General features: G+C 74.2%; 2 protein-coding genes. Both read right to left on the reverse strand.

Translation table 11 applies throughout. The features are described 5' to 3' along the window. Positions 1-53: 53 nt before the first annotated feature. Positions 54-938 (reverse strand): SRPBCC family protein, encoded by an 885-nt coding sequence (locus tag ACTUAL_RS13215; RefSeq protein ID WP_440900443.1) that lies wholly within the window; start codon positions 936-938, stop codon positions 54-56. 145 nt (positions 939-1,083) lie between these two features. Beyond that, positions 1,084-1,574 (reverse strand): proteasome accessory factor PafA2 family protein (locus ACTUAL_RS13220; protein WP_440900444.1); only part of this gene is annotated, 491 nt, incomplete at its 5' end.

Genomic DNA, 1,574 nt, shown 5'->3' on the forward strand with positions numbered 1-1,574 from the left:
CGGGACGCCCAGGGTCCCCGAGCGGCGCGGTGCCCCAGCCGAGCGGCGCCGGGTCAGTCGGTGAGCATTCCCCCCGGGAGGCCGGGCACGTCGCCGGGGAGCCAGATCGGTGGGGTGTTCGGCAGTTCGTGGTAGCGGCGCAGGCCCGCCAGGCCGCCGAGCCAGCCGGACCACTCGCCGTGCGGTGGGTGGTCCGGGTCGAAGCCGGACTGGGTGACCACCAGGGTGGTGCCCTCCTCGGCGTCGGACAGCTCCCAGGTGTGCGTCGAGCGGACCCAGGCGATGCGCATCATCCGGTCGCGCTCGTCCGCCGCCACCTGTCCGGGGGACGGGTCCAGATCGGCGCCGCCCATCGCGAAGCGGCCTCCCGGCCAGGGCTCGATGTCGACCTTGGCGCCGAACCAGCGCTCGTAGCGCTCCGGCTCCACCAGGGACGCCGCGACCTCGGGGCGGGGCGCGCGGATCAGCACCTCGGCGCGGAACTCGGCCAGGCCCGGCGTGAAGTCCGGCCTCGGACCCACCTCGCGGCCCTCGACGTGGTCGACCAGGTCGCACAGGGCCAGCACCCAGAAGGTGTACAGCCAGGCCAGCACGCCCTCCTCGGCGACCGCCGCCTCCCAACCGGGGAAGTGGCTCTGCGCCAGGTGCACCTGCGTGCTGCCACCCTCCGCGACCAATCGGAACTCGACCGTGGTCTGCTCGCCGCCGACGTCCCACCCCAGGGTGAGCCCCCGGTCCCCCGCCGCGCCGTCGACCACGGCGAGCACCCGCTGCTCACCGCCGGGCGACTGCCGTCCCCCGAACGTGAAGCGGGTGGGCAGGTCGACCTCGGCCTCCTCGGCCAGCCACGCCCGCACCTCGGCCTGCTCGGTCAGCGCCCGCCACACCCGCTCGACCGGAACGCCCGCGCGCACCGCCAACCGCACCGTCTCGCTCACAGCGACCCCCTGACGTCCCGACGACAGCGAGGACCCAGCAGACCACGGCGCACCCGGTCCCGTCGCGGCGGCGCGCCCGCGACGGGAACCGGGACCGGGACCGGGGCCAAGGCCAGGGCCAGGGCCGGAGCCAGGCCCCCAATCCCTAGAGCGACGCGATCAGCCGCTCCACCCGCTCGTCCACCGCCCGGAACGGGTCCTTGCACAGGACCGTCCGCTGCGCCTGGTCGTTCAGCTTCAGGTGCACCCAGTCGACCGTGAAGTCCCGCCCGGCCGCCTGCGCCGCCGCGATGAAGTCGCCGCGCAGCTTCGCCCGCGTGGTCTGCGGCGGGGTGTCCTTCGCGGCCTCGATCTCGCCGTCGTCGGTCACCCGCTCAACCTGCCCCTCGCGCTGGAGCAGGTCGAACACCCCCCGCCCGCGCCGGATGTCGTGGTAGGCCAGGTCCAGCTGGGCGATGCGCGGGTTCGACAGGTCCATGTCGTGCTTGGCCTGGTACCGCTCCAGCAGCCGGTGCTTGATCGCCCAGTCGATCTCGCGGTCGATCAGCGAGAGGTTCTGCGACTCCACCGCGTCCAGCGTGCGGCCCCACAGCTCGACGATGCGCTCCATCGTCTTGTCCCCGGTGCCGCGCTGCG

Source organism: Actinosynnema sp. (assembly GCF_052038725.1).